This window comes from Rahnella sp. 1L-D-7-B-C2, assembly GCF_057290995.1.
The window spans coordinates 1-17,928 of record NZ_JBXAVQ010000008.1 but is presented as its reverse complement, the minus strand read 5'-3'; the positions used below and the strand labels follow the sequence as shown (position 1 = coordinate 17,928).

Genomic DNA, 17,928 nt, shown 5'->3' with positions numbered 1-17,928 from the left:
TGCGAAGGGGAGGGGCAAAAATCACTTATCACTTAATCACTTCAGCCAGCCCTGCTGGTGGGCGTTATCCAGATGGCCGCGAAGGTGCTGCCACAGTTCCGGGTGGATATCAGCGATGAAAGCATTGCGCGCCAGAACCTGTTCCAGACGGATATTGTTTTCCACCCAGCTCTGCCCCTGATTGTTCAGGTTCATGATCATCGGCATGATGCGGTCGATCACCAGCGCGAATTTTGCTTCCGGGCTTTCACCTGTTTCGTATTCATTCCACAAATCGAGGAACTGGCCGTCGAGCGGCGCGGGCAAAAGGCCGAACAGGCGATTCGCTGCAATGATTTCCTGATCGTGTACCGCCGCGCGGGCAGCCAGATCGTAAACCAGCACATCTCCGGCATCGATTTCGACGATATCGTGAATCAGCGCCATACGGATGACTTTATTGATATCAACCCCCTCTGGCGCGAAAGGGGCCAGAGACATGGCCGCTACGGCGAAATGCCAGCTGTGTTCTGCTGAATTCTCCTGACGATCGGTGCCTAACACTTTGGTGCGGCGTTGCACGCTTTTCAGTTTGTCGATTTCCATCAGGAATTGAAAAACTTCGGTCATTGCGCCGAAATTCAGCGGGGGAGTTGCTACTGACATAATCAAACCTTAGTCAAATTGACGACATGATGAACAGCGTTATCAGAGATTTCCGCTATACGATAATCGCTTGGTGATAAAAAATCATGTTTTTGGGTGCGGAAACTCCCCGCGTCGTAAAAATGTCACATGGATAAATTATAAACAAAGTGAATGAATTGAACGGCTTTGCAATCTGATGCGTAGAAAATGATGATCCGGCTAAGAGACTGTTACAGGAGGAAATACTCAATTTAAGCGTACAGGCGTACACTGGAATCGTTCTCAGCTACTCTGCTGGTCAGGGTAATTTATAACCTGTCATTTTATTGTTCTGAGGATCCTCATCGTATGGGTAAGTCGTCTCCATCACCACAGGGATATCCGTGGGCTGAAGAAATTGCCAACAGCCTGAGTCACGGCGTTGGTCTGGTATTTGGGATTGTCGGGCTGGTGTTATTACTGGTTCAGGCGTTGGGCGAAAACGCCAGCGTGATGGCCATCACCAGTTACAGCATTTACGGTGGCAGCATGATTTTGCTGTTTCTGGCGTCGACGCTTTATCACGCCATTCCGCATGAGAAAGCGAAATACTGGTTGAAGAAGCTTGATCACTGCGCCATTTACATATTGATCGCGGGCACTTACACGCCGTTCCTGCTGGTCGGGCTGAATTCCCCGCTGGCAAAAGGCCTGATGGCGGTGATCTGGGGACTGGCGCTGTTCGGTGTGATTTTTAAACTGGCATTTGCGCACCGTTTCGAAGTGCTCTCCCTCATCACTTATCTGACAATGGGCTGGCTGTCGCTGGTGGTGATTTATCAGCTGGCGATGAAACTGCTGCCCGGCGGCGTATGGCTGCTGGCGATCGGCGGTGTGGTGTACACGCTTGGGGTCATATTCTACGCCTCGAAGCGCTTTCGCTTTGGTCACGCCATCTGGCACGGATTTGTGCTCGGTGGCAGCGCCTGTCACTTTCTGGCGATTTATTTCTACGTCTAGCCTTTCTTATGAAATGTAAAAGCGGAGCCTGCGCTCCGCTTTTTTGTGCCTGTTATTTCCCCGCCCACCACTGCACCAGCGAAGGTACCGGGCTCAGATCGTAATGCGATTCCCCCAGCAGATGATTGAGGATTTTCGCCGAGCGCCACGCCGTCAGGGTCAGTTGCCCTTCGGCGCTGCCGTGACTGTGGATCCCGGCATTCACCGCATAAATCCGGTTCTGATCAGGGCCATCCCAGCGCAGATTGAAATTCGGCTGCAACGGTAAATGCTGCTCACGGTCATAGGGGATCCGCTCAAGCATGGGCGCGAGATACTCCGGGAGGCCGGGGCGATAACCGGTCGCCAGAATCACGATATCGGCGCTGAAATGTTCCTCGCAGTTTTCCAGCCCGTGTCGGGCTTGCAGGCTGAAATCTCCGGCGGCGTTGCGCGAGATATGATCGAGTGCGCGGTGCGGTAATAAACGCACGTTGCGCGGCTGATGCAGCACGTCGAAACGGTGATACAGCTGCTTATAGATATCTTCCAGCGTGTGATAACTGATGCCGTCAGACGGTAATTTTTGTGTGGCGATCTCCCGCTCACGCACGTCTTCCGGCAGGGTATAGAAGTAATTTACATATTCCGGCGTGAAATATTCGTTGGTGAAAATCGATTCATCCAGCGGCTGGAAGTTCGGTCGCCGTGAGAGCCAGCTCAGTTCAGCGAATTCTCCCCAGTGGCCGCTTAGCGCATTGAGAATAATGTCTGCGCCGCTCTGGCCGCCGCCGACCACGGCAACGCGTTTGCCAGTGAAATCCGGCTCGCGCAGTTCAATTTCGGCGGCATGAAAACAATTCTCCCCCAGCGCCGCCCTTGCCGGTTTCGGTATCCACGGTGCGTGGCCGGTGCCGAGACAAATATTTCGGGCGCGGTGCTCCCCTTTTTCGCTCTGCACCACGAATTCCTGACGCTTATCGTCGAAATCAATACTCTCCACCGGCGCGGAAAAATGTAAATCCGGGATGCGGTCGCAGGCCCAGCGCAGATAATCGGAGAACTCATCACGGCTGATGATCAACTGCTCGGTGGCCAGAAAGCGGTAAATTTTCTTCTGTTCAACCAGATAGTTGATGAAGGAGAATTCACTGCGTGGCGCAACGGTCGTTACCAAATCCTGCAGGACATAAGTCTGCATGGTGGCGGTCGGCAACAACATGCCGGGGTGCCAGCTGAATTCCGGGTTTGCATCGAAAAAGGCGGCGTCGAGTTTTCCCGTATCCTTTGCCATCGCGGCCAGGCTTAAGTTGAAGGGGCCTATGCCAATACCTATCAAATCCTTCGCGGGCATCTTTCTGTTCCTTGTGTTTTCATTGAAATGATATGGAAAGTGCCTTAAGCATAGGTCAGCCATTGGCGCCTGACATTTTTCTCGATAACTTATCGAATTATTCTTAAACTCAGTCACTTCGCCCTTTCTTTCTCACTGATTAAAAAGGATTTGCTATGACCCGCCTGCGTCGTTTCAAACAAGTTGATGTGTTTACTGCTGTGCCACTGAAAGGCAATGCGCTGGCTGTGATCCTTGATGCCGAAGGGCTGACGGATGACGAAATGTACGCCATGGCGCGCTGGACTAATCTGGCGGAAACGGCGTTTGTACTTAAACCGGTGTCGCCGGAGGCCGATTACCGCGTGCGTATTTTCACCACCGATAAAGAGCTGCCTTTCGCCGGGCATCCGACGCTGGGTACAGCGTACGCGTTGTTAGAAAACGGTCTGACGCCAAAAAATCCGGGCTATCTGGTGCAGGAATGCGGCGTTGGGCTGGTTCAGGTGAACCAGCTGGCAGAAGGCGGGCAGGCATTTTCCGCGCCTCCTGCGGTGCTGAAACCACTGGCGGCCGAGTATCATGATTTGCTGGCCAGCGCGTTGCGCGGCGGGAAAATACAGGCCGACGTCACACCAGTTCAGGCAGACATGGGCATTATCTGGCTGGTGGTGCGGATGGAGAGCGCGCAGGACTGCCTGAACATAAAAGCCGATGCGGCAGCCATCAGCCAGCTACAAACGCAGCTCGGTATCAACGGCGTGGCGGTCTATGGTTTGCATGATGAAAATGGCCCGGCGAATTACGAAGTGCGGGCGTTGATTGATGAAGACGGCGTACTGAAAGAGGACCCGGTTACCGGCAGCGCCAACGCCTGTCTGGCGCGGGTGCTGAAAGAAGCCGGTTTTCCGGACGGCAAAAATACCGACCAAAAATACCTCGTGCGTCAGGGCACCAAACTCCAGCGCGATGGCCGCGTGACGGTGACGTTTATTGACGGTGAACCCTGGGTCGGCGGCGATTCTTGCACCCTGATCGACGGCACGTTAGACCTGTAAACTCAGCGGTTATCGGGTTTCAGCCGCTATTTGTCGCTCATTACCAGCAAATAGCGGCAAGGGTGTTCGCCGGGGTTGCTGAACGTAATCGGCAGATCGACGCCAAACGTCAGCGCATCTCCGGCGGACAACCCATAGTTCTGTGCGCCGTAATCTATATTCAGTGAGCCCTCCACCATCCATAAACGCTGCCGGTAAGCCTGATGGCTCCAGCCGGGATAGCTGACGCGTGCGCCAGCGGGGAGGGTGATTTCCACCAGATCCGGGCCGCCGTGTTCTTCATGCGCTGTCACCTGTCGACGTAAATATCCAATGTCCGGATCTTGCCAGACTTCCTGCTGCGCAAGCGGCCGTAACGGCGCAGACTGGGCATTATCCTCCGCAAGTAGCTGCGCCAGTGATACGCCCAGACTGGCCGCCAGACGTCCCAAGAGGCTGGCACTTGGGCTGCTGTCTTGTCGCTCAATTTTCGAAATCATGGCTTTACTGACGTCCGAACGGCTGGCGAGCTGTTCAAGGCTCAGCCCCTGCGCTTTACGTAATGATTGCAACCGGGTAGCAATCAACTGGTCGATTGACATAGGGTAAGTTCCGTTGTTTACTTTTGTGGAAATAATTCCACTATAGTGGAATTAAGCGCATAACGGAAGCCAACGGGGAACGACTTATGAAACTGATTGCCTGCACTGAGCGCCAGCATGCTGTCGCGATTCTGGATATTTTTAACGACGCTATCCTCACCTCCACCGCGTTGTATGATTATAAACCACGCCACATCGACACTATGACCTCATGGTTTGCCTCTAAACTGACCAATAATTTCCCGGTGATCGGGCTGGAAGACGAACAGGGCGTACTGCTCGGATTCGCGAGTTATGGCACGTTTCGCGCCTGGCCAGCGTATAAATACTCAGTCGAGCATTCGATTTATATTCATAAAGACCATCGCGGAAAAGGGCTGGGAAAAGTGCTGCTGATGGCATTGATTGATGCCGCCCGTGAGCGGGATGTGCATACGCTGATTGGTGCCATCGACGCCACTAACGGCGGCAGCATTGCGCTACATAAGAAAAACGGCTTTAGTCATACCGGTACGATAAAACAAGCCGCGTATAAATTTGACCGCTGGCTGGATTTGGCCTTTTATCAGCTGATCCTTAGTACGCCATCTGAGCCGGTGGGGGGCTGATAATGGCTGACTGAATAAGAAAGCAAGAGCCGGAGGGCGCGCCGAAGGCCAGCAGCTTAAGCTGAGATTCAATCAGTCGGGAAACGTGAGGCGCACTATGTCAGGCAAAACGAAAACTCTTCATCAGGCAACCATGAACATACATAAAACTGCACAAGATCCGCGCTGGCTTGCGCTAATTAACTGCGATGCCAGTGCCGACGGCCGGTTTGTTTACGCTGTAAAAACCACCGGTATTTACTGTGCGCCTTCCTGCCCGTCGCGTCAGCCGAACCCGGAAAATGTTATGTTTTTCGAAAGCGCCGAAGTTGCTGAGCAGGCCGGTTTCCGGCCGTGTAAGCGTTGCCGTCAGGGGCTGATCTCACTGGCACAATTTCATGCCCAGCGGGTGGAAAAAGCCTGCCGGTTGCTGGAAGAGTCTGCTGAAGTAGTGACGCTGAACCAACTGGCGGAGGCGGTTGGCATCAGCGTCTATCATTTTCATCGCCTTTTCAAAGCGCAAACCGGTGTCACGCCAAAAGACTATCAGCAGGCGCAGCGCGCCCGGCGCGTTCGCGAAAAATTGGCCGACAGCACCACGGTGACTGAGGCGATCTACGCCGCGGGCTATCCTTCCGATGGCCGGTTTTATGAAACTTCTGCTGCAACGTTGGGCATGACGCCGCAGGGTTTCCGCTCCGGCGGACGGGATGTGCGCGTCTGGTTTGCAATAGCCGACTCTGCGCTGGGCGCGATTTTGGTTGCTGAAAGTCAGCGGGGAATTTGCGCGATATTACTCGGTGATGATCCGCAGGCGCTGATCATCGAGTTGCAAAATAGTTTCCCGCAGGCTGAGCTGCTCGGGGGCGATCCGGACTTCGAACAGCGTATTGCGTCGATTGTCGGCTTCGTCGAGGCGCCGAATATGGGTCTCGACTTACCCCTGGATATTCGCGGTACGGCTTTCCAGCAGCGTGTCTGGCAGGCGCTGCGCGCTATTCCTGTGGGCACCACCGCCAGTTATGCAGAAATCGCCCGTCAAATCGGCTCACCGAAGTCTGTTCGCGCGGTGGCTGGAGCCTGCGCCGCAAATGTGCTGGCGGTCGCGATCCCCTGTCATCGCGTAGTAAAAACCGACGGTAATATTTCCGGCTACCGCTGGGGCGTCGAGCGCAAACGCAGTTTGCTGGCGCGTGAAGAAAAAAACTGATTATACTGGCCTGACTGACTTTTTTTGATAATTATCAACATTGACGAGGGATCCCGTGCCTAAATTATCACTGCGTTTTGCTAAGCCTGCGGATATTGATGCACTGGCTGCCTTACACGTCGCTATCTGGCGAGATACCTATCGCGAGCTCGCGCCCGCAGAGGCTTTTTCCGCTCTGGACGTTCCGCGTCGGAAAATTTTCTGGCTAGAAAAATTTGAAAATCCGGCCGCCGGGCAGTGCATTTTACTGGCCGAGGTTGACGGGCAACTGGCGGGTTTCACTCTGGCATCGTCTTCGACAAACCCGGAATATGGGGAAATGGCTGAAATCAAATTCCTGTACGTGTCTGGCGATTTTAAACGTCAGGGGATCGGCAAGCGCTTAATCACCGAGGCTGCAAGACATCTTGCTGAGGCGGGTTATTGCGGTGCCGGGCTGGGCGTGGTTGAAGGCAACGAACCGGCCATCCGTTTTTATCGCGCGCTGGGCGGTAAGGAAGCCGGACGTTATACCGATGCCGGGCCGCTATGGCGCTCTCGCAATATTATTTATGCCTGGCCAGACATTACGCTGCTGACAGCATTGTAATAGCGTTGCATTTTTTACAGTTCCCGCGCCAATGAATTGCGGGAACTGTTGATCTTTTTCCTTCGTTATCAGCTCTTTCTGAGATCTTCCAGCCGTTGTTTCTGTTGACCTTCAGCCGTGAAATTCGCCGGACTTAACCAGCGATCGAAGGTACTTTTTGACGCTGGCCATTCGTGATCGAGCAATGAGAACCAGAGCGTATCGCGATTACGGCCTTTATTAACAATAGCCTGGCGGAACGTCCCTTCGTATTGAAAGCCGAAACGCTCAGCCGCCAGTTTTGACGGTTCGTTCAGGCTGTGGCATTTCCATTCGCAGCGGCGATATTTCAGGGTATCGAACAGATAGCGTTGCAGCAGATAAATAGCTTCAGTGCCAAAGCGCGTGCGCTTCATCAGTGGCGACCAGTTCACCCAGCCAATTTCCGCAACGCCGTTGACGGCATCGATGCGCATCAGAGACACACTACCCACGGCTCGCTGGGTCGCCAAATCCACCACGGCGAAAAACACCGGGTCTTCACTTTTTTCCTGCTGACCGATAAACGCATCACACTCAGTCTGCGTTGCAGGACGATCGACCGAGAGATACGTCCAGTCACGATTGTCATCAATACTGTGCCAGGCGTTGAATAAATCCTGACTGTGGCGCTCGCGGTTTAGTGGCTCGAGACGGCACCAGATACCGTCCAGCTGAACGTGCGTCGGACGTTCGCGTGGTTGCCAGTCGGGCAGGGCATCACCGACGGGTTGACCAAAGTGGTTAAGGGTTGTCATAGCAGTTTCCATTCACTGTCGTAGAGCATCCATAAAATCAGAACAGATGGATGGCTGCAACCGGACCGGCGATAAAAGCCAGTTAAGCGGGGAAAATCCCCGCCTGATTTCATTGATATTCAGCAGTAAGTAAAATGCTATAACCGCCCGGCGCTGCCACAAATTCTGATCTTCTCCTCGACTATCTTTTGCATGGCGATTTTGCCTGGCACGATGTATTTTCGCGGATCGTTCGCTTGCGGATGTTCGGAGAAATACTGTTTTATACCCTCCGCAAAGGCGATCTTCAGTTCAGTAGCAACGTTAACTTTGCAGATCCCCAATTCGATCGCCTGATGAATCATCTTCTCCGGGATCCCCGATGCGCCATGCAGAACCAGTGGGATATCGACCAGTTGTCGGATCTGTCCTAGTCGGGTGAAATCTAGTTTAGGTTCGCCGTGATACAAGCCATGAGCGGAACCGATCGCCACGGCCAGTGAGTCGATGTTGGTGGCATCGACGAAATGTCTCGCCACGACCGGATCGGTAAAGAAGCTGTCGCCTTCGTCCACTACCAGATCGTCCTCCTGCCCGCCAAGGCGACCGAGTTCAGCTTCAACACTGGCGTCGAATGCGTGGCACAAACGTACTGCTTGCCTGACTTTTTCGATATTCTTTGGCAGGGGAAAATGCGAGGCGTCGATCATTACTGAACGAACACCCGCGCGAACTTTTGTTTCGATATCGCTTTGTTCTTCATGATGATCCAGATGCAGCGCCAGCGGAAGGCGGTATTTCCGCGCCGCTTCCTGACAGATTGAAATCAGGTAATCCGTTCCCGCATAGCTAAATGTGCCCGGCGTACCGGCCAGAATCACGGGTGAACTCATGGCGGCTGCCGTTTCGGCTACGACCTGAACGGTTTCCAGATTGTGGACATTAAATGCCGGCACGGCATATCCTTCGCGCTGCGCCGCCAACAGCATTTCCCTGTTTGAAATCAGATACATTTTTCAGCTCCCTGTCATATCCAGCAAAATTTTGCCGGTCATTGGCTTGCCCCCAAGCGAAATCACATCTGTAACGAACTCCTCCGGCGTGCTGAGGCTTGCAATAAGCGGCTCCAGGTTCATCTTATTTTCGGCAAATAGTTGCGTCGCCTGCTGCCACTCGCTGCCCGGCCACGGCGCGGAGTAATTCATCCAACTGCCTAATATCGTCAGTTCTTTGCGCAGGATTTGGCTGAAGGTGGCCACGTTTAGCGTCAGATCTTTGTGTAAGGTTCCGACCAGTGCCACCTGCGCTTTTGGACCTGCGATATCCAGAGCCAGCGCCACGGTTTGCGGCGTGCCCGCAGTTTCGAGGATTAACTGATTAAAGCGGCGTTCATGAGTGTGCTGACGGATTTCCTCCGTACTCATGATTGCACTGTCACAGGCATGGGTGGCGCCGGTGCTTAACGCCAGATCCAGTCGCTGGGGGTTGAGATCGATGGCGGTGACGGATTTTGCACCCAATGCGCCAGCGGCCTGAATGATGAGCTGGCCGATAGTGCCTGCGCCAATCACGATCACTTCTTTGCCCTCGCATCCCCCCGCCAGTTTCAAGGCATGTAAGCCAACAGTTATGGGTTCAAAAAACGCCCCCTGCATCAGCGAAGAGCCTTCCGGCAGCCTGAACAGGTTTTTACGTGAAACCACGACAAACTCGGCGTGCCCGCCATCGCGGCGGGAGCCAATAAACTGATAGTGTTTACACTGTGAGTACGCTGCTTTTGAGCATTCTTCGCATTGAAAACAAGGTAATAACGGTACGCAAACCACTGCATCACCTTCCTTAAAATCACCGCAATCTTTGCCAGTGCTGACCACGTGGCCGCTGAATTCGTGGCCGAGCGTGATCGGATAAAAATGTGCACCTTTGGAAAAAATACGCGGAATGTCAGAGCCGCACAGGCCGGAATACGCAACACGCACCAATACGTCATCAGGAGCGTTAAGTTCAGGCATCGGGCTCTCTACAACGGTCATCTCCCCGCCGGTATGTACAACGACAGATTTCATAGTCAGTTTCCTTTTAGCGGGGGTATTCCCCCGCCGGAATGAAGATTTAAGCGTTGGCCAGTTCAGCGGCCAGCTTTTCGGTTTTGATGAAGTTGCGGGCGCGACGCCATGTGAGGAAGACACCGATGGCGTAAATCACGCCAATGATGCTTAACCCCGCGATATTTTTAAGCGTACAAAGTTGAATCAACAGATAAGTGATCGGTGAACCTCCCTGATCCATTGAGGCAACCCTGCCACCTGCGCTCAAAGCACCGGCATTTGCTGCCAGCTGGGTATGCAAATCGATGGTCTGCGTGGCAATCCACAGGGTGATACCCATGATGATGCATCCGGAGATTAACGTGCGGAACAGGTTGCCCTGATGCACTGCAACCGCGATGGCAACAAAGAAACCGATGGTGGCGAGATCGCCGAATGGCAATACCTGATTTCCCGGAACCAGCACCGCTATCAGAATCGTCAGCGGAATAAAAATCAGGCTGGCGGAGACAACGGCGGTATGACCGAGCAACAGCGCCGGATCCAGGCCAATCAGGAATTCCTGCCCTCCGAAGCGGGCTTGCAAACGGGTGCGGGCATGGCGTGCAATTGGCGTTAAGCCATCCATAATTGGTTTGATCACTCGCGGCATCAGCAGCATTACCGCAGCGGTTTTGACCGCCAGTTGCAATACGCCTTTGATGTCATAACCCGCGAGATAGCCGATGATCAGCCCCATCACAAAGCCGACGGTGACCGGTTCACCAAACGGGCCGAAACGTTTTTGTACGTCATCAGCACTGAAGTGAATTTTGTTCAGGCCGGGGATTCTTTCAATAATGGTATCGACCAGCACGGCAATAGGCCCGAGGTAAGCCGATGAACCGTGAGGAATAGCGATACCTTCGAGATTGAAGAAGTCCCGCGTGTCTTTGGCAAACCAGTCACCCAGCTTATAAATAAACGCCGCATGCACCACCACGCCCATGATTCCCAGCCAGTAGGAACCTGTCGCGAGATGCAACATGGCGCCGGTAAATGTCATGTGCCAGATGTTCCAGATATCCACATTAACGACGCGCGTCATGCGGGTCAGTAACATGATGATGTTCACACCGATAGCAATGGGAATAGCCACCAGTGCAATTTGCGATGCCCAGGTCATTGGCGATGAACCCGGCCAGCCGATATCGACAACCTGCAGATTGATTTCAAAATGTTCAGCCATCGCTTTCGCGGCGGGTCCGATGGAATCCAGCATCAGACCAATGACCAGCCCGATACCTACAAAACCAATCCCAATGTGAATCGCAGATTTAAAAGAATCACCCAGTTTCATCCCTAATATCAGGGAGAAAATGATGATCACTCCGGGCAGCATGACTGTTGGCCCGAGATCGAGGATGTAGCGCATAATTTCGGTAAACATGGCTTACTCCTGTAACAGGGTCAGTATTTGTTGGCGCAAAATATCCATGCCGACGCCGGAGATAAATGGCATCCCGTGTACGACGGGAATGCTGTCGAACGTGCGGTCGACTTTGCAGGTGGTGCAGATCAAGTGCGCACCGCTCATGAAGGTTTCGATTTCATTGATACGGCACTGAACAAGCTCCATTTCTATGCCGTGTGCTTCACACAACTCCTTGATTTCTTCTGCTGCCAGCGTTGATGTGGCAACGGCTCCGCCACAGGCGACAATGATTTTTCGTTTCACGGTAAGACTCCTTGATGATCTGTTTTTGGTGTTATTTTTTGTAGGACTTTGGGTACAAATTGGTCATGGCAATTTCAGGTAATTGCAGTGACCGCGTTCTCGGGGGAAGAGACAAAAACGTGTTGTTTAAACAGGGCTGCCAGCTGATCTTCGGGCACCCTAAGCAGACTTTCGAAAAACGCTGGCTCCTGTAACTGGCTGAATAATTTGCGCAATAACATCAGCTGCTCAGACGGATGGGTGACGATGAGCGCAACAATCAGTGAAACGGCAACGGTACCCTCATCGTCGGCCTGAAAAAATTCGACAGGCGCATCAGGTCGTATCAGATAAATGGCCGGAGTGCGGGCATGTGTTGCGTCACAATGCGGTATGGCAACCGCATGTTGTTCAAGCTGAATGCCGGTGGGGAATTCAGCCTCCCGGCTCAATAACGCCTGCGGATAAGTAGTTTCAACTATGCCTGCCTGCACCATAGATTCACCGATATGCACCAGCGCCTCGTGGTAGTCCTCAAAGGCGATGCCGGTTTTAACGAACACTTCGCAGTTATGCATGGCTGCACTCTCCGCAAGTTGCGGGTTGTGCAGTACAGCCGAAGTGATAGGCGCGTAATACATCCTGAATTTTGTCGATGATCATTTCATGAGGATCGCTGGCAAGTTCACCCGCCATCACACGTTCGAACTGTGCTGGCAGATACTGGCTGAGCAAGCCAAGTGGAATATCAATCGACTGCAAATTGGCGATCAGCACATCCATCGCTTTATTGATGCGGGCATGAGGCCAGTAGTAGCGAATGCGATCAGAAAGACTGAAGTGGAGGTCAATCAGGGACTGGCTGAAGGTCGGGTTGTAATATTTTTTCCAGTAACCCGGTTCATCAAGCATGACGCCGTCGATTACCATCAGAAGCTGGCTGCGGGATTCTGGCGCAATGAGCACTTGTTCGATATTTGCCAGTGCGAAAACAGCTTCGCGCAGCGCAAAGGTCAGCGCCGGGCCGACTTTGAGGATCGCGTAATGATCTTTTACCAGATTGCGGTAGGCATCGCGGGTTTGATAATCGGTGGAATGCGCCTCATACACCAGCGGAGTGGTATTTATATAGGCTGATAAATCCCTCGCGAGATCGGGCTGATAGTGGATCACCCGACTGTGATCGAACTCTACGCCTGGCTGAACGACGACAGCAATAATCCTATCGATGGCAGCCTCAAGTCCGGTCGCCAGAAATGCCTTATGGTGCATATCCAGCGTTGCCTTGGCATCTTTCGCGTGGGTGACATGCACATGCTCGATAGCGCATGCTTCGCCGCCGGGCACCGGAACTTCCGTCCCAATGACATAAGTCAGGGACAGCTTTTGCTCTGGCGTTGCGATCTTTTCCGCGACCTGACACAAGCGGGCAGCACGCTGAGCCACGACGTAAGGATCTAATGGAACAGGATCGTCTGCGCAGGACATCGAGGCATCCAGATGAATTTTGCTGAACCCGGCTTCAACGTAGCGCGCAATCAAGACTTCGGCTTTGCTCATCGCGCTGGCAGCATTTTCGCTCTGCCAGCAATTTGGACCGAGATGATCTCCCCCTAAAATCAGACGATTAACTGGAAATCCTATTTTCTCCGCTATCGCAAGGACGAAGTCGCGGAAATCAATCGGCAGCATGCCGGTGTAACCACCGAACTGGTTAACCTGATTAGATGTGGCTTCGATCAGCACTTTACGACAGGTGTGCAGATCTTCCCGAAGTGCTGCCTCGATCACTAAAGGGTGAGCTGAACAGACTGAGCAAATACCGATGCTTTCGCCTTTCTTATGTTGTGCAATTATTGTTTTCATTTATCCTCCGTTTGTTTTCGAAGAGATTCGTATCTTTCCGAAAATCATACAATAGCGTTTTTTGCGTTTCGTGATGATGATCGTAATATTTCGTAAGTTATTTCATTCGTTTTCTTTCATTTCTGACGTGTATCGAGCGATTTCAATCAACGAGCAAATGGATAAGGTCTTGAATCGAGAGTGCGTTGTCTCACATTCAGATTAATTGCTGCTCCTCATTGCGAATTCTTTTGTTTACACTAGGGGGAATATGACGTTTTGGACTAAACAGAATGAATACTTACGATCGTCGCAATAAAATTACCGAGTTAGTCAATGAACAAGACAGTGTTGAGGTCACTTATCTTTCGAATCATTTCGGTGTTTCCGAAGTGACCATTCGTTCCGACCTGAGTTTTTTAGAACAAAAAGGTGAACTGGAACGTTTTCATGGCGGAGCTGCGAAACGAAAAGAAATACGCAATGACGGGCTTAACAAGCAGCAGGACGAAATGGTACTGGAAGAACGTTATCTGCAGGCAACCGACCCCAAAAAACGTATCGCACTCGCTGCGGCAGAGATGGTCAAGCCGGGCGATACAGTCATTCTTGACAGCGGGAGTACGACGATGCTGCTGGCTGAAGAGCTGGTGAAATCGGGCGGTATCACGGTAATTACGAATAATTTGCCCGCTGCTTTTGTGTTGTCTGAAAATCCCGATATCACACTGGTGGTTTGTGGTGGAACGGTAAGACATAAAACGCGATCGCTGCATGGCAACATTACGGAATACGCCTTGCAGGGCATCGTCGCCAATCTGATGTTTGTCGGCGCCGACGGTCTTGATGCTGCCACCGGGATCACGACCTTTAACGAGGGTTACAGCATCAGCGGTATTATGGCCGATGCCGCTCAGCGGGTTGTAGTCGTCACTGACTCCACTAAGTTTGGTCGTCGCGGATATAACCTGGTGCTGCCGATGGAAAAAATCGACGCCATCATCACCGATACGGACATCAGCGAAGAAGCACAGCAGGCACTAAAACAGACATCGACCGATCTCATTCTTGTGTAACTCCTTATTGAAGCAGGTATTTTCAACGCATGCTGACTATAAGCTGTCAGGAAATTAAGGGAAACAGGCAGTTTGAAGGGGTGAGTGGCATCACGAAAACAATGTGAAAGCGTTGCAGTAGCAGACAGAGTATTTTGGGAGATGAATTCAAAGCAGAGGCCGCTGGGGATGATCCCTGTGGCCCTAAAGAGGTGCCATTTTGCCTGCGTCAGCTACCACTGAACGTCTGTACGCAGGTTAACCGCTGTGCCTTCCAGCTTTTTTAGAAGAGCGTCAGTTTGCGCGAGCATCACTTCGATGCGGTCTGCGCAAAATATTTGTTGCGGCCAAAGTAGCGATGATCAAAAAGCTTATATTCTTCAAAAGTGCCCTCCTGCTAGTACCCATTACAAAAGCCCCTGGCGTGATACTGACAGAATAAAATTATTGAAATCTTGAATACCAAAATTGGGTCGGTAAGGGGCTCAGCAAGGACTAGTTAAAGAGTTCGATGACCTGATTGAAGAATTGAATGTCGAGAAACAGTCGGCGATGTTGCATTGTGCTAATGCTGGGGGAGCGTTAATTAGCGCACACCGCAGCGCACTGAATGCCTATGCTGATACACAGTGGCGCATGGCCATCAACAATCTCAGTCCGGCGCTTGTGCGTGCTGTAAAACTGAAACTTCTGGCGTTATCCACCGTAAGTTATCAGGAAACACAATCTGGTCATTATGTAGAGCCCGCCAAAATTATCAGCGCTGAAATTGGCAACGCGTTAGTCGGTGCGGCTCACTTCGGTCAGTTCAACATGGATGCAGAACCTATGTTGGAGAAAATTGGCATGCATTCTCCTGCGCTGCTTGGTGTCGATATGGGGCTGCTGCAAAGTCCGATAAAAAGACAATTACTAGCTCAAAAACTCTCACAGCGTATCGATACAAACAAGGAGTAACAGCAAATGATGCGCTGCCCGCTTTGCAGCTCTGTTTCTCACATTCGCACAAGCCGTTATATTTCCGAACAGACAAAGGAGTCTTATTATCAGTGCACCAGGCTGGAGTGCTCATGCGCATTTAAAACGAATGAAAGTGTCAGTAAAATCGTTAAAAGAGAAAATCTGAAACATAAAATATAAATTTCGACTCGCTTTCGATTCCCGAAAAATAATCTTAAGTGCCGCTTTGTGACAAGGCGGCATTTTTCATGAATTCGGTGCAAAAACTATCCCTCCTGACAGCCTTTTCTCTGGCTAGCCTGTCCTTGTGAGCTCTGCATGCATAGGGTGCATGGTTTCGCATGCATTCGGGAGTGCTCAAAATGGCTCTAACCCCTTGCTGCACGGGATTTCAGGGGCTTTTCTTCATGCATTAAAACCAATGAGCTAAGTCAGCAGCGGGCAGGCGGGAAGAATTGCGCGCAGCAGCATTTGAAGCTAAGTCGGTAGATGTTCGCAAACAATCCCAACTATTACTTTATTTTGCGTTATAGCTGATACTTCCGCAGGTAAATTGTTACCTATGTGAAAATGAATTCTCCCTTTATCCCAACTCACTTTTGTATGTAATTCAAATTTAATATCTACATTTTCAATTTTTTTATACCTTTCTCTATCAGATTTTTTATTCCCACGTGTATTGCTACTTTCGCCGGATAATAATACTCCGTGAGCGCTTGCTACCTGGCTGAAACTATCTCTATCTTGGATATAATGATCTTGCGCAAAATCATTAAGATAAGACAAGTGATTGATAATTAATGATAAATACTCCTCATGATATACACCCAACTTAGATAAATCCTTTGCTTCATCCAAGAAATATAAGGAAGGATAAAGCTCATCTAAATACCCCTGAAGTTCTTGGAAAGAAATTAGCTCACAGATAGCCTGAATTCGATAGTATTTTGCAATTTCATCATTTTGATGAACTAAATACATTGAATGCTCATTCCACCAAGGAGTTAAAACATCTTCGTTATAAATTAATGCCCCGGAACCCCTAGAACATAATATTTTCAATGCATCTGAATCGAAGTCATTTTCTGATGAGTCAACAGCTATAGAATCTGATTGACCTAGTAGTGTATTGATACGTAAGATAGAATCTCTAAAGGATGGATTCCTTGAAAGATCCCCAAATATCATTTCGCAAAAGGTGCTGGTGCCACATTCTTTTTCATATATTTCCTTTGTATATAAAATAGTTGAGTTATTTTTTTTTGTTAATCTCATCTATTAATTCTGATAATTCATCGATTTTCTCAAAAGAGGTCTCGATAGTATTTATTGCATTAATCAACCAACGCTCATCAATAATAAAATTAGCATTCATTTGAGCTCTCTTTTAGCTAGTTTTGATAAGTTTATTGATGTTTGATCAAAAAAACCTACTGGCCAAGAACTTAGTTTACCATCTTTACTAATGCTAATTTCTTCACTGGTAGACTCCAAGTCTTTTTCTCTAGAAAAGAAAAGTATTGAACAGTCTTTAGGCGAAAGCTCATCGAATTGCTTAACGGCCAATCTAACCCCATCAACAAAATGATCGCTATGAGTTTCAACTATTATTTGAACTCCACATGCGCTGGCAAGTGTAATAAGCTTCCCTAATGCTGTTTGTCCTCTAGGATGTAAATGCGCTTCAGGATTCTCTACTATCAATAATTTATTTTTGCAACTGTGCCACTTTTTTAAGTTGGAATGTTTAAAATCATCCAGAGGTGGTTGTGATGACATAGTTAAAGCTGCAAGTACTATAGGTAAAACATAGCTAATTCCAAAGCCAGTATTTGTTGCCCTGAACCCATTAACCTCAAGATGAGTGATATCATGTTTTTTGTTGATATCGAAGTCAAGTTCTATCCCGGGTGAAATTTCTCTCATCCAATAGACGACTTGATGCTTTAATAAATTACCGACTGATTGTTCATGCCTCGTTAATTCAGGTATGATTACATTTTCAAATTTCAGGTAGTAATCAATAAAATATTCACCTTTAGCTCCGACAGAAACATTGCTAACATTAGCATCCATGGTTGGTAGAATAACATTTGGCCCATGTCTATCTGCACTTACGTAGTCATATGCTAATGGAGGCATATTTGATGTACACTTAACTTCATCTTCACCGAGGTTAATAGATAAGATATCAGCACTATTTTTTATTGTTAAATTTATTTCTATATTATTATTGATGGCGGATAGCTTGGACTTTAAATCAGAAAAGTCACCATGTCCTGATATGTATGGGGAGGAATTATCATTACAAAGCAAACACATTCTGATGGCTTGAATTATTGAGCTTTTCCCAGAGTTATTCAGGCCTGTTAATATAGTCAGGTTATTTAATTTTATCGTTGAATCTATGAAAGATTTAAATGATTTTATAGTGATTGACTCAAGCATTTTTCATTTCTCTTATCAGTGTAAGTACTTGTTCTCTGCGGTATTTTGCACCTTGAACACTAGGGAAGGTGCGAATAAGCGGGGAAATTCTTCTCGGCTGACTCAGTCATTTCATTTCTTCATGTTTGAGCCGATTTTTTCTCCCGTAAATGCCTTGA

General features: G+C 49.9%; 20 protein-coding genes. 8 read left to right on the top strand and 12 right to left on the bottom strand.

Annotated features, from left to right (window positions below):
* Positions 1-36: 36 nt before the first annotated feature.
* Positions 37-645, bottom strand: a complete 609-nt coding sequence (locus tag AC0Z7K_RS14435) for an HD domain-containing protein (protein WP_485614978.1) — start codon at positions 643-645, stop codon at positions 37-39.
* Between the two features lie 330 nt (positions 646-975).
* Here AC0Z7K_RS14435 and trhA point away from each other — a divergent pair, with 330 nt between their 5' ends.
* Positions 976-1,626, top strand: a complete 651-nt coding sequence (gene trhA / locus AC0Z7K_RS14430) for a PAQR family membrane homeostasis protein TrhA (protein ID WP_413527992.1) — start codon at positions 976-978, stop codon at positions 1,624-1,626.
* Positions 1,627-1,678: 52 nt separating this feature from the next.
* On the opposite strand, the gene AC0Z7K_RS14425 is transcribed toward trhA, so the two are convergent.
* Positions 1,679-2,959: a lysine N(6)-hydroxylase/L-ornithine N(5)-oxygenase family protein gene (locus tag AC0Z7K_RS14425; RefSeq protein ID WP_413527993.1), complete on the bottom strand. Its 1,281-nt coding sequence runs from the start codon at positions 2,957-2,959 to the stop codon at positions 1,679-1,681.
* A 155-nt stretch (positions 2,960-3,114) separates the two neighbouring features.
* Between AC0Z7K_RS14425 and AC0Z7K_RS14420 the strand changes: the two genes are divergently transcribed.
* Positions 3,115-3,996: a PhzF family phenazine biosynthesis protein gene (locus AC0Z7K_RS14420; protein ID WP_485614977.1), complete on the top strand. Its 882-nt coding sequence runs from the start codon at positions 3,115-3,117 to the stop codon at positions 3,994-3,996.
* 26 nt (positions 3,997-4,022) lie between these two features.
* Here AC0Z7K_RS14420 and AC0Z7K_RS14415 read toward each other — a convergent pair whose 3' ends face one another.
* Positions 4,023-4,577 (bottom strand): helix-turn-helix domain-containing protein, encoded by a 555-nt coding sequence (locus AC0Z7K_RS14415; RefSeq protein ID WP_413527995.1) that lies wholly within the window; start codon positions 4,575-4,577, stop codon positions 4,023-4,025.
* Positions 4,578-4,663: 86 nt separating this feature from the next.
* Between AC0Z7K_RS14415 and AC0Z7K_RS14410 the strand changes: the two genes are divergently transcribed.
* The 3 genes from AC0Z7K_RS14410 (at position 4,664) to AC0Z7K_RS14400 (ending at position 6,963) form a co-directional block, all read left to right on the top strand.
* Positions 4,664-5,185: a GNAT family N-acetyltransferase gene (locus AC0Z7K_RS14410; protein ID WP_413527996.1), complete on the top strand. Its 522-nt coding sequence runs from the start codon at positions 4,664-4,666 to the stop codon at positions 5,183-5,185.
* Positions 5,186-5,282: 97 nt separating this feature from the next.
* Positions 5,283-6,374, top strand: coding sequence for a bifunctional DNA-binding transcriptional regulator/O6-methylguanine-DNA methyltransferase Ada (ada, locus tag AC0Z7K_RS14405; protein WP_485614976.1), 1,092 nt, complete (start codon positions 5,283-5,285; stop codon positions 6,372-6,374).
* Positions 6,375-6,429: 55 nt separating this feature from the next.
* The gene (locus AC0Z7K_RS14400) at positions 6,430-6,963 is read left to right on the top strand and encodes a GNAT family N-acetyltransferase (RefSeq protein ID WP_485614975.1); all 534 of its coding nucleotides are present in this window, start codon (positions 6,430-6,432) and stop codon (positions 6,961-6,963) included.
* A 68-nt stretch (positions 6,964-7,031) separates the two neighbouring features.
* Here the strand turns inward: AC0Z7K_RS14400 and AC0Z7K_RS14395 are convergent, their stop codons facing one another.
* The 7 genes from AC0Z7K_RS14395 to gatZ form a co-directional block, all read right to left on the bottom strand.
* A complete protein-coding gene (locus AC0Z7K_RS14395; protein WP_485614974.1) occupies positions 7,032-7,739 on the bottom strand; it encodes a GNAT family N-acetyltransferase in 708 nt (235 codons plus the stop codon).
* Between the two features lie 137 nt (positions 7,740-7,876).
* Positions 7,877-8,731: a tagatose bisphosphate family class II aldolase gene (locus tag AC0Z7K_RS14390; protein WP_485614973.1), complete on the bottom strand. Its 855-nt coding sequence runs from the start codon at positions 8,729-8,731 to the stop codon at positions 7,877-7,879.
* 3 nt (positions 8,732-8,734) lie between these two features.
* Entirely contained in the window at positions 8,735-9,784 is a 1,050-nt protein-coding gene (gatD, locus tag AC0Z7K_RS14385) for a galactitol-1-phosphate 5-dehydrogenase (protein WP_485614972.1), read from the bottom strand.
* Positions 9,785-9,830: 46 nt separating this feature from the next.
* On the bottom strand, positions 9,831-11,195 hold the full coding sequence (locus AC0Z7K_RS14380) for a galactitol-specific PTS transporter subunit IIC (protein ID WP_413528002.1): 1,365 nt from the start codon (positions 11,193-11,195) through the stop codon (positions 9,831-9,833).
* Between the two features lie 3 nt (positions 11,196-11,198).
* Positions 11,199-11,483, bottom strand: coding sequence for a PTS galactitol transporter subunit IIB (gene gatB, locus AC0Z7K_RS14375; protein WP_413528003.1), 285 nt, complete (start codon positions 11,481-11,483; stop codon positions 11,199-11,201).
* Positions 11,484-11,557: 74 nt separating this feature from the next.
* Positions 11,558-12,040, bottom strand: coding sequence for a PTS galactitol transporter subunit IIA (gatA, locus tag AC0Z7K_RS14370; protein ID WP_413528004.1), 483 nt, complete (start codon positions 12,038-12,040; stop codon positions 11,558-11,560).
* Entirely contained in the window at positions 12,033-13,328 is a 1,296-nt protein-coding gene (gatZ, locus tag AC0Z7K_RS14365; RefSeq protein ID WP_485614971.1) for a tagatose-bisphosphate aldolase subunit GatZ, read from the bottom strand. The genes gatA and gatZ overlap by 8 nt, the downstream gene beginning before the upstream one ends.
* A 272-nt stretch (positions 13,329-13,600) precedes the next feature.
* Here gatZ and AC0Z7K_RS14360 point away from each other — a divergent pair, with 272 nt between their 5' ends.
* The 3 genes from AC0Z7K_RS14360 to AC0Z7K_RS14350 all read left to right on the top strand — a co-directional run bounded on the left by AC0Z7K_RS14360 (position 13,601) and on the right by AC0Z7K_RS14350 (position 15,502).
* Positions 13,601-14,383: a DeoR/GlpR family DNA-binding transcription regulator gene (locus AC0Z7K_RS14360; RefSeq protein ID WP_485614970.1), complete on the top strand. Its 783-nt coding sequence runs from the start codon at positions 13,601-13,603 to the stop codon at positions 14,381-14,383.
* A 531-nt stretch (positions 14,384-14,914) separates the two neighbouring features.
* Positions 14,915-15,319: a hypothetical protein gene (locus AC0Z7K_RS14355; RefSeq protein WP_485614969.1), complete on the top strand. Its 405-nt coding sequence runs from the start codon at positions 14,915-14,917 to the stop codon at positions 15,317-15,319.
* Positions 15,320-15,325: 6 nt separating this feature from the next.
* Positions 15,326-15,502, top strand: a complete 177-nt coding sequence (locus tag AC0Z7K_RS14350) for an ogr/Delta-like zinc finger family protein (RefSeq protein ID WP_485614968.1) — start codon at positions 15,326-15,328, stop codon at positions 15,500-15,502.
* A 297-nt stretch (positions 15,503-15,799) separates the two neighbouring features.
* Here AC0Z7K_RS14350 and AC0Z7K_RS14345 read toward each other — a convergent pair whose 3' ends face one another.
* Both AC0Z7K_RS14345 and AC0Z7K_RS14340 read right to left on the bottom strand, forming a co-directional pair.
* Entirely contained in the window at positions 15,800-16,597 is a 798-nt protein-coding gene (locus AC0Z7K_RS14345; RefSeq protein ID WP_485614967.1) for a hypothetical protein, read from the bottom strand.
* Positions 16,598-16,693: 96 nt separating this feature from the next.
* Positions 16,694-17,770 (bottom strand): DUF3696 domain-containing protein, encoded by a 1,077-nt coding sequence (locus AC0Z7K_RS14340; protein WP_485614966.1) that lies wholly within the window; start codon positions 17,768-17,770, stop codon positions 16,694-16,696.
* Positions 17,771-17,928: the final 158 nt, after the last annotated feature.

What these genes read in the sequence shown, in the direction of transcription:
- AC0Z7K_RS14415 (WP_413527995.1), bottom strand. Translation starts at nt 4,577, where the DNA reads ATGTCAATCGACCAGTTGATTGCTACCCGGTTGCAATCATTACGTAAA.
- trhA (WP_413527992.1), top strand. Translation starts at nt 976, where the DNA reads ATGGGTAAGTCGTCTCCATCACCACAGGGATATCCGTGGGCTGAAGAA.
- AC0Z7K_RS14425 (WP_413527993.1), bottom strand. Translation starts at nt 2,959, where the DNA reads ATGCCCGCGAAGGATTTGATAGGTATTGGCATAGGCCCCTTCAACTTA.
- AC0Z7K_RS14360 (WP_485614970.1), top strand. Translation starts at nt 13,601, where the DNA reads ATGAATACTTACGATCGTCGCAATAAAATTACCGAGTTAGTCAATGAA.
- AC0Z7K_RS14410 (WP_413527996.1), top strand. Translation starts at nt 4,664, where the DNA reads ATGAAACTGATTGCCTGCACTGAGCGCCAGCATGCTGTCGCGATTCTG.
- AC0Z7K_RS14350 (WP_485614968.1), top strand. Translation starts at nt 15,326, where the DNA reads ATGATGCGCTGCCCGCTTTGCAGCTCTGTTTCTCACATTCGCACAAGC.
- AC0Z7K_RS14390 (WP_485614973.1), bottom strand. Translation starts at nt 8,731, where the DNA reads ATGTATCTGATTTCAAACAGGGAAATGCTGTTGGCGGCGCAGCGCGAA.
- AC0Z7K_RS14340 (WP_485614966.1), bottom strand. Translation starts at nt 17,770, where the DNA reads ATGCTTGAGTCAATCACTATAAAATCATTTAAATCTTTCATAGATTCA.
- AC0Z7K_RS14435 (WP_485614978.1), bottom strand. Translation starts at nt 645, where the DNA reads ATGTCAGTAGCAACTCCCCCGCTGAATTTCGGCGCAATGACCGAAGTT.
- AC0Z7K_RS14380 (WP_413528002.1), bottom strand. Translation starts at nt 11,195, where the DNA reads ATGTTTACCGAAATTATGCGCTACATCCTCGATCTCGGGCCAACAGTC.
- AC0Z7K_RS14355 (WP_485614969.1), top strand. Translation starts at nt 14,915, where the DNA reads ATGTTGCATTGTGCTAATGCTGGGGGAGCGTTAATTAGCGCACACCGC.
- gatD (WP_485614972.1), bottom strand. Translation starts at nt 9,784, where the DNA reads ATGAAATCTGTCGTTGTACATACCGGCGGGGAGATGACCGTTGTAGAG.
- AC0Z7K_RS14395 (WP_485614974.1), bottom strand. Translation starts at nt 7,739, where the DNA reads ATGACAACCCTTAACCACTTTGGTCAACCCGTCGGTGATGCCCTGCCC.
- AC0Z7K_RS14345 (WP_485614967.1), bottom strand. Translation starts at nt 16,597, where the DNA reads ATGAGATTAACAAAAAAAAATAACTCAACTATTTTATATACAAAGGAA.
- gatA (WP_413528004.1), bottom strand. Translation starts at nt 12,040, where the DNA reads ATGCATAACTGCGAAGTGTTCGTTAAAACCGGCATCGCCTTTGAGGAC.
- ada (WP_485614976.1), top strand. Translation starts at nt 5,283, where the DNA reads ATGTCAGGCAAAACGAAAACTCTTCATCAGGCAACCATGAACATACAT.
- gatZ (WP_485614971.1), bottom strand. Translation starts at nt 13,328, where the DNA reads ATGAAAACAATAATTGCACAACATAAGAAAGGCGAAAGCATCGGTATT.
- AC0Z7K_RS14420 (WP_485614977.1), top strand. Translation starts at nt 3,115, where the DNA reads ATGACCCGCCTGCGTCGTTTCAAACAAGTTGATGTGTTTACTGCTGTG.